Origin of the sequence: Bradyrhizobium sp. Tv2a-2, assembly GCF_000472425.1 — a bacterium.
Taxonomy (GTDB): Bacteria; Pseudomonadota; Alphaproteobacteria; order Rhizobiales; family Xanthobacteraceae; genus Bradyrhizobium.
Genome location: NZ_AXAI01000032.1, coordinates 58,540 through 66,061, shown reverse-complemented (window position 1 = coordinate 66,061; position 7,522 = coordinate 58,540). Strand labels below are relative to the sequence as shown.

The 7,522-nt window shown below is 63.1% G+C and carries 8 protein-coding genes and 1 pseudogene; 7 read left to right on the top strand and 2 right to left on the bottom strand.

The window, feature by feature from the left end:
- The 4 genes and pseudogenes from A3AI_RS49635 to A3AI_RS0137435 all read left to right on the top strand — a co-directional run.
- Nucleotides 1–114, top strand: a pseudogene (locus A3AI_RS49635) (chemotaxis protein CheW); the annotation flags it as partial.
- A gap of 72 nt (nt 115–186) precedes the next feature.
- A complete protein-coding gene (locus A3AI_RS0137445) occupies nt 187–552 on the top strand; it encodes a response regulator (RefSeq protein ID WP_024520428.1) in 366 nt (121 codons plus the stop codon).
- Nucleotides 553–626: 74 nt separating this feature from the next.
- A complete protein-coding gene (locus A3AI_RS0137440; protein WP_051382674.1) occupies nt 627–1,820 on the top strand; it encodes a protein-glutamate methylesterase/protein-glutamine glutaminase in 1,194 nt (397 codons plus the stop codon).
- Nucleotides 1,817–2,689, top strand: a complete 873-nt coding sequence (locus A3AI_RS0137435) for a CheR family methyltransferase (RefSeq protein ID WP_024520426.1) — start codon at nt 1,817–1,819, stop codon at nt 2,687–2,689. The genes A3AI_RS0137440 and A3AI_RS0137435 overlap by 4 nt, the downstream gene beginning before the upstream one ends.
- A 12-nt stretch (nt 2,690–2,701) precedes the next feature.
- Here A3AI_RS0137435 and A3AI_RS0137430 read toward each other — a convergent pair whose 3' ends face one another.
- On the bottom strand, nt 2,702–3,859 hold the full coding sequence (locus A3AI_RS0137430) for a glutathionylspermidine synthase family protein (protein WP_024520425.1): 1,158 nt from the start codon (nt 3,857–3,859) through the stop codon (nt 2,702–2,704).
- Between the two features lie 4 nt (nt 3,860–3,863).
- Nucleotides 3,864–4,082, bottom strand: coding sequence for a hypothetical protein (locus tag A3AI_RS44305; protein WP_036051118.1), 219 nt, complete (start codon nt 4,080–4,082; stop codon nt 3,864–3,866).
- 375 nt (nt 4,083–4,457) lie between these two features.
- Here A3AI_RS44305 and A3AI_RS0137415 point away from each other — a divergent pair, with 375 nt between their 5' ends.
- Genes A3AI_RS0137415 through A3AI_RS0137405 form a run of 3 tightly spaced genes read left to right on the top strand, consistent with a single transcriptional unit; the run spans nt 4,458 to nt 7,518 of the window.
- Entirely contained in the window at nt 4,458–4,691 is a 234-nt protein-coding gene (locus A3AI_RS0137415; RefSeq protein WP_024520423.1) for a hypothetical protein, read from the top strand.
- Between the two features lie 42 nt (nt 4,692–4,733).
- Nucleotides 4,734–5,921, top strand: a complete 1,188-nt coding sequence (locus A3AI_RS45610) for a hypothetical protein (protein WP_024520422.1) — start codon at nt 4,734–4,736, stop codon at nt 5,919–5,921.
- A gap of 19 nt (nt 5,922–5,940) precedes the next feature.
- Entirely contained in the window at nt 5,941–7,518 is a 1,578-nt protein-coding gene (locus A3AI_RS0137405) for a S53 family peptidase (RefSeq protein ID WP_036051150.1), read from the top strand.
- Nucleotides 7,519–7,522 lie beyond the last annotated feature (4 nt).

Here is a 7,522-nt window from a genome sequence, read left to right as displayed (position 1 = left end):
GATCCGCGCATGGCCAAGCTTGCCGGCGGCGTCCATCGCCTCGACGGCCAGCTCATGGTCGTGCTCGACGTCGATCGCGTGCTCGAAATGGCGCCCGATGCAAAGGCGGCTTAATCGCAGGAACGGCCAGTGCATTGCGACACTAGGGAAACGGCCCTTTAGGGACTACGGAAGCAAGAGGCTCACATGAGAACATGCCTGGTGGTTGACGATTCGAGCGTCATTCGAAAGGTTGCGCGCCGCATCCTTGAAGGTCTGGACTTCCACATCACCGAAGCCGAGGACGGCGAGAAGGCGCTGGAAGCCTGTAAGCGCAGCATGCCCGACGCGGTATTGCTCGACTGGAACATGCCGATCATGGACGGTTACGAATTCCTCGGCAATCTGCGCCGCATGCCTGGCGGCGATGCGCCGAAAGTCGTGTTCTGCACCACCGAGAACGACGTCGCGCATATCGCGCGCGCGCTGCATGCCGGTGCGAACGAATACATCATGAAGCCCTTTGACAAGGATATCGTCACGGCGAAATTCCAGGAAGTCGGGCTCATCTGATGTCTTTTCGATCCCGGCGGCTGAACGGCCCTCGGCGTTTTGTTGGTAGTGCCGTCAGTCAAGGCTGGTGAAGAATGAGTATTGCGTTGGCAGGTTCGCATTTCCCCATCGCCGTAAGGCACGAACCCTTGCGTGTGATGGTGGTTGACGATTCTGCCGTCATCAGGGGGCTGGTCTCGCGCTGGATCGGCGCCGAGCCGGACATGGAGGTCGTGGCTTCGCTGCGCACCGGGCTCGAGGCGGTCAACCAGATCGAGCGGATCAAGCCCGACGTCGCCGTGCTCGATATCGAGATGCCCGAGCTCGACGGCATTTCGGCGTTGCCGAGACTGCTCGCCAAGAAGCGTGACCTGATCGTCATCATGGCCTCCACGCTGACCCGCCGCAATGCGGAGATCAGCTTCAAGGCGCTTTCGCTCGGCGCTTCCGATTATATTCCGAAGCCCGAAACGACCCGCGAGCCGGCGGCCGCCGAGATCTTCCACCACGATCTGATCCAGAAGATTCGCACCTTCGGCGCCAAGGTCCGCCGTGCGCCGGCCTCGCCTTCGCACACGCGCCCGTTCACCGCGCAGCCGACGCTGGCACCTGCGCAGGAGCCGACGCAGCGTCCGGTGTCTCACCCGGTCGCATCGGCATTGCCGACGCAGGCGAATGTGAAGACCCGTCCGTTCAGCCCGCACGCGCCGCGCGTGCTCCTGATCGGCTCGTCGACCGGCGGTCCGCAGGCGCTGATGTCCGTCGTCACCGAACTTGGCGCGGTGATCGATCGCTTCCCGGTGCTGATCACCCAGCACATGCCGCCGACCTTCACGACGATTTTGGCCGAGCACCTGGCGCGTTCCTCCAAGCGGCCGGCGCATGAGGCTATCGATGGCGAGGCCGTCAAACCCGGCACCATCTATCTGGCGCCAGGTGGCCGCCACATGCGTGTCGTGCGTCACGGTGCGGACGCGGTGATCGCGCTCGACGACGGCCCGCCGGTGAATTTCTGCAAACCGGCCGTCGATCCCCTGTTCACCTCGGCGACCGAGGTCTGGCAGACCGGCACCTTCGCTGCGATCTTGACCGGCATGGGTTCGGACGGCATGCGCGGCGGCAAGGACATCGTTGCGGCCGGCGGCAACGTGATCGCGCAGGATGAGGCGACCAGCGTGGTCTGGGGCATGCCGGGTGCCGCGGCCAATGCCGGCATCTGCTCGGCCATCCTCCCTTTGATCCAGATCGCGCCGAGGATCGTCCGTCTGTTCGCAGGGGACCGGTCGTGACACCTGCGGACTACGACTTCCTGCGCAGGCTGTTGAAGGAACGCTCCGGTCTCGACCTCTCGGCCGACAAGCAATATCTGGTGGAGAGCCGGCTGGCGCCGCTGACGCGGCGCGCGGGCCTTGCCGGAATTCCCGAGCTCGTCGTGAAGATGAAGGGCGGCGCGGAGGCGCTGATCAAGGACGTGGTGGAGGCGATGACCACCAACGAGACCTTCTTCTTCCGCGACAAGGTTCCTTTCGATCATCTGAGCGGTACCGTCCTGCCGGCGCTTTTGTCGGCGCGGGCCTCGCGCAGACACTTGCGCATCTGGTCGGCGGCTTCATCGACAGGGCAGGAGCCCTATTCGATCGCGATGTGCCTGAAGGAAAAGGCCGTGGAGCTTGCCGGCTGGCGCATCGAGATCGTCGCCACCGATCTGTCGCAGCAGGTGCTGGAGAAATCGAAGGCCGGCATCTACAGCCAGTTCGAGGTGCAGCGCGGCCTGCCGATCCAGCTGCTGGTCAAGCACTTCAAGCAGATCGGCGAACTCTGGCAGATCAATCCCGACATCCGCAGCATGGTACAGTATCGGCAGTTGAACCTGCTGCAGGACTTCTCCCATCTCGGCAGGTTCGACGTCGTCTTCTGCCGTAATGTCCTGATCTATTTCGACCAGGAGACCAAGGTCTCGATCTTCGAGCGGATAGCGAAGATGATGGAGCCCGACGGCATGCTGATGCTGGGCGCCGCCGAAACCGTGGTCGGCATGACCGACGCCTTCAGGCCCTATCCCGAGCGCCGCGGCCTCTATCAGCCGAACCCCGCGCGCGGCGCGCGGCCGGGCTTCGGCGCGATGCAGCCGCAGCTGAGGGTAGTCGCGGCGCGGTGAGAGTTGCCGCGATCAAAGGATCGCGTGCGGCAGGAAGCGCGACGTGTTGCCGGTGATCGGGGTCTCGTCCTCGCGGATCGAGAGACCGCACGGGGTGTGATCGACCAGCCAGCTGCCGAGCACGGCAAACTGTTCGGAAAATTTCCGGATCGGCGCAAGGTCCTGGCGGACAAAACCCTCGCTGCCATAGGGCCCCTCGCGCTGCGCGAACGGCACGGCCTCGCTGACCAGCGCGACATTGGCGCCCTCGCGCGAATAGAGCGGCTTGCGCACGAAGGAGGCGCCGAGCTCCCGCGCGCGCGGATCGTCCTCGAAATAGGCCGCGAGCAAATTGGGATGGCCTGAAAACATCTCCCACAATAACGGCAGGACGCCCTTGTTGGAGAGGATCGCCTTCCATGGCGGCTCGACCCAGCGGGTTGCGGCTTCGGCAAGCTTGCTGCCGAACGCGTCCCTGAACATCCATTCCCATGGATAGAGCTTGAACACGAGCTTCATGTCGCGGTTGTCGAGATCGACAAATCCGCCCGATGCGCGCCAGCCGATGTCCTCGATATCGATCAGGGTGGTCGAAAGGCCCGCCTGCATCGCGGTGTCCTGCAGATAGGCGAGCGTGCCGAGATCCTCGCTGTTGCCGGCCGTGCCCGTCAGATGCAGATGTGCGCCGGGCGCTATCTTCGTCCACGCTTCGATCAGCCGCTCGTGGATCGAATTATACTGGTCGGCGCTTTGAGGGATGATGCGTCGCTCGATCGCCTGCTCCAGCCAGGTCCACTGGAACACCGCGGATTCGAAAATCGAGGTCGGCGTGTCCGCGTTGTATTCGAGCAGCTTGGCAGGGCCGTTTCCGGTGAAGGCGAGATCCAGCCGGCCATAGAGGCTCGGCTGGTCGTCGTACCAGCTTGCGGCGATGAACGGCCAGAAACTCTCGGGGATCTTCAGCCGCGTCAGATATTCCTCGTCGTCGACCGCGCGGCCGACCAGCTCCAGGCACATTGCCTCGATTTCGGTGGTCGCCGCCTCGATCTCGTTCTCTATCTCGGCCAGCGTGAATGCATAATAGGCGCGCTCGTCCCAGTAGCGCTCGCCATCGATGGTGTGAAAATCAAAGCCGCAGGTTTCCGCGGTCTGTTGCCAATCGTCGCGCTCGGGACAGGCGATGCGCCGCATCTCGTTAGCCGCCACCATGGCCGTGGCCGTGACCCCCGCCGTGCATATGATGCAGCGTGGCGCCGAAGCCGCCATGGATGGGACGGCACCATGGCTCGTTACCCGGCCCGGGGATCGCCCCGCCGCCGGGGCCGCAGGCAGACTGGGGCACGAGCCCCATCGAGACCGCACCGACCGCCGCACTTCCCATGATGGTCAGCACGACCCGGCGTGAGCGTTTCATGGCCAGCGTGTCCTCTGGATTGAGTCGGGTTTCATTGGTCTCAACCGCCTGATGCCGGGAAAAGCCGGTAATTTCACGGCGGGATCGCGGAGGTTCAGCTGTGGCCCGAGAAGCCGAAGGCATGCGCAAACGAGCCGAAGCCGCCGCGGCTCACGCTGTTCGATGCCGGGTCGGACGAAGACGAGGTCGACGGCGAATGGCCCGAGGAGTCGCCGCTGAAGAAGTTCAAACGCGATAGGCGGGTGTAGCCGCTGCTGCGGCGAGCTGGTTCAAGTGCAGTCCATAAGGGATGCGCGGCAGACCAGGCCGGCGGAAGTCACAGAATGTTATTTCCACATGCTGCAACTTAAAGTATAATGCGATCGGAGCGATCAAATGGCCGTAAGCTACGACCAGGATATCCGGCCGCTGTTTCGTTCCGGCGATATCGCGTGCATGACCCCGAAGGGCATACGGCTCGGCGATGCGGAGTGGATGCGCGATCCCGCCGCTGATCAGGGACTTGATGATTACGGTCATGCGCGTCGCGTGTTCGCAGCCCTGTTGGCGGGCTTCATGCCTCCTGGGCAAAAGTGGCCGCAGGCGTGGCTTGACCTTTACTCGAATTGAATGAGCGACGGATTTCAGCCTTGAGCATCTGAGGAGTGTGACATGAGGCGATCGATCGAGAAGGCGATGCTTTGCAGCTTGCTTTTTCTGCCCGGTCTTCCGGCGGCGGCACAGTCTGTTCCAAATCCCGCGATGACCGCGCCGGATCAAGTCGCGTGGCAACTGTTCATCCAGGCCAACGGCCGGGCGGGCGGCAGCAATGCGGTATTCGAAACCTGGGCGAGCGACACCGATACGTTCAAGCCCAACCCGCAATTTCCGACTGCCGCGACGCCGCCGGTGTTGCGGCGGCCAATTCTCCCTCAGATCGCGCGCGAGGGCGTCCAGGAAAGCGGCGGACTGCTACCGGCGCTTCCACCCGGCATTTCGCAGGGCTTCACAGAGGAAACACGCCACAACAAGGCGACATTCGACTTCATCGTGCAGAATAATCTCTACAAGGTTTCAGGCCTGAAGGCCGCCTTCGGCAAGACTTTGTCGTTCCCGGCCGATTCTATCGAAGTCAAGGCAAACTGGGTCGCGGTCAGCGACATTCCGGCTTTCACCAACAATCGAGTGACTGTCGCCCAGGTGCCCCAGCTCTATCACGTCAATACCGCTGATAATGTTCAATATGCGCTGGTGTCGATGCATGTCATCAGCAAGCTCGTCCCGAACTGGACGTGGGCGACATTCGAACACACCTTCAACCCGGCCCGCTGCGACATCGTCGGCTGCAGGGATGGGTTCGGCGCCCAGACCTCGGTCGTGCCGTCGAATCCGGTTGCAGGGCAGGGCTATCCCGATTGCGTCAAGACGCCAGCGCTTTCCGCCATGTTCAAGAATGCCGACATCGATCCCGTGTATCAGAATTACTGTCTCAAAGGCTCGCAGAGCGATTTCGTCGATAATCTGGGACTGGATATCAGGGTCGGCAACTCGGTTACCGAGGATCCTTTCGTCTCTACGTCGTCATGCATGACATGTCACGGCCGCGCAGTCTTTGACAAGAACGGCAAGGCGACGTCCTCAGCGGGATTCCTTTCATTCGGCCCGAACGGACCCGTGGGCCCGCTCGGACCGTTGCTTCCCGCGTGGTATTGGACGTTCAGCAGCCAGCCGCCGATCTTTGAGGGCAAGCCTGGACTGAGCCAGATCGCGACAGCCGCCGATTTCGTCTGGTCGATTCCGTTCTGTGCGTTTGACGATACGCAGAATCCCGTGAAGGCGAGCAGATGCGCAGGGAAATGACCGCCCTCGGATGACGGTCATGAGCGAACGCAAAGTTCCGCTTGCCGGCAGCCGTCGCGTCCCACCCGAGGGCGCGACCTTCATCGGCGACGTCGATCCGGATCAGCGGATTGCCGTCGTCGTGCATCTGAAGCGTCGTACTCCCGACAAATTTGCGCCAGGCAGCGCCGGGGACCTTGCGCGTCTGAACAAGCCGATCTCGCGTCCTGCGCTCGAAATGCAGCGTCGCCGGACTCACGCCCGGGCGGCAGCGCGGGTGACGAAGCTCGCGGCCGCGAACGGTCTGACCGTTGGCCGCGTCGATCTGCTGGCGCGGACCGTCACGCTTGAAGGCACGGTACGGCAGATGGCATCGATCTTCGGCGCGACGCTGCGCGTCTATGACGACGGACAGCGCAGGTTTCGAGCACGGGTCGGGCAACTGACGGTCCCGGCCGAGATGGCGCCATGGACGCGTGCGATCCTTGGTTTCGACGAGCGGCCGCTGGCGACAGACGTGACCAGGTTGAAACCTCTGGCCGGAGCGGGCGCCGGGCCTGGATTGTGGCCGACCGAGATCGCAAGGCTCTACGGCATTCCGCTCGATCGCGACGTTTCTAGCATTTGTGTTGGGATCATTGCCTTGGGAGGCGGCTATGTCGCCACGGATCTTGTGAGCGCATTAGCCGGAATGAAGCGCAAGCCGCCCGCGGTGATCGATGTGACGGTATCGGGATCAGGCAATTTGTTTGGCGGCGGCACGGCGGCAGATCAGGAGATCGCGCTCGATCTTCAAATACTGGCGAGCCTGCTGCCCAAGGCTCGCATCGTGGTGTATTTCGCCGACAACACAGCCGACGACCTGACGGGGGCGATCCATCACGCCATTCTCGATGACGTCAACCGGCCGCAAGTGCTGTCAGTGAGTTGGGGGCGAGCCGAGAAGTTCTGGACCAATACTGGGCGCGATGCCATCCAGGCGGCGCTCGCCGACGCGCAGCGACTGCGGGTGAGCGTGATCTTCGCCGCGGGTGATGAACTGGCGACGGCCGGATTGAGCGACGGCTTCGTCCATGTCTGGTTCCCAGCATCGAGCCCCTACGCGCTCGGTTGCGGTGGGTCGTTGCCGACGCTTGATGCCGGCAATGCGATGATTGCCAGCGAGGTGGTCTGGAAGGAAGGGTTCAACGGAACGGGCGGCGGAATCAGCGACGTGTTTCCGGTGCCTGACTATCAGTCGAAGCTGGCCCTGCCGGCCTCGCTCAACGACGGTGCTGTGAGGCGCGGTGTCCCTGATGTTGCCTGCGCTGCTGCCTCGACACCCGGTTATCGCATCATCGTCAATGGCGCCGAGAAGGTCATGGACGGCACCAGTGCCGCGACCCCGCTATGGGCGGGCCTGATTGCCATCGTCAACGCCGCGCGCGGCGAACCGATCGGCTTTGTTAATCCGGCGCTTTACGCCAATCCAAACCTGTTCCGGCTCATCAGCCAAGGCAACAACCGCGTTGGTGGCAAGGGCTACGACGCCGGCGACGGCTGGAGCGCCTGCACGGGGCTCGGCGTTCCCAAAGGCAGCGAGATCATCGTCGCACTTGCCGACGAGCCGATGGCCTGATCCC

Excerpts from the sequence above, each read along its gene's own strand:
- A3AI_RS0137445 (WP_024520428.1), top strand. The coding sequence starts at position 187 with ATGAGAACATGCCTGGTGGTTGACGATTCGAGCGTCATTCGAAAGGTT.
- A3AI_RS0137440 (WP_051382674.1), top strand. The coding sequence starts at position 627 with ATGAGTATTGCGTTGGCAGGTTCGCATTTCCCCATCGCCGTAAGGCAC.
- A3AI_RS0137430 (WP_024520425.1), bottom strand. The coding sequence starts at position 3,859 with ATGCGGCGCATCGCCTGTCCCGAGCGCGACGATTGGCAACAGACCGCG.
- A3AI_RS44305 (WP_036051118.1), bottom strand. The coding sequence starts at position 4,082 with ATGAAACGCTCACGCCGGGTCGTGCTGACCATCATGGGAAGTGCGGCG.
- A3AI_RS0137415 (WP_024520423.1), top strand. The coding sequence starts at position 4,458 with ATGGCCGTAAGCTACGACCAGGATATCCGGCCGCTGTTTCGTTCCGGC.
- A3AI_RS45610 (WP_024520422.1), top strand. The coding sequence starts at position 4,734 with ATGAGGCGATCGATCGAGAAGGCGATGCTTTGCAGCTTGCTTTTTCTG.
- A3AI_RS0137405 (WP_036051150.1), top strand. The coding sequence starts at position 5,941 with ATGAGCGAACGCAAAGTTCCGCTTGCCGGCAGCCGTCGCGTCCCACCC.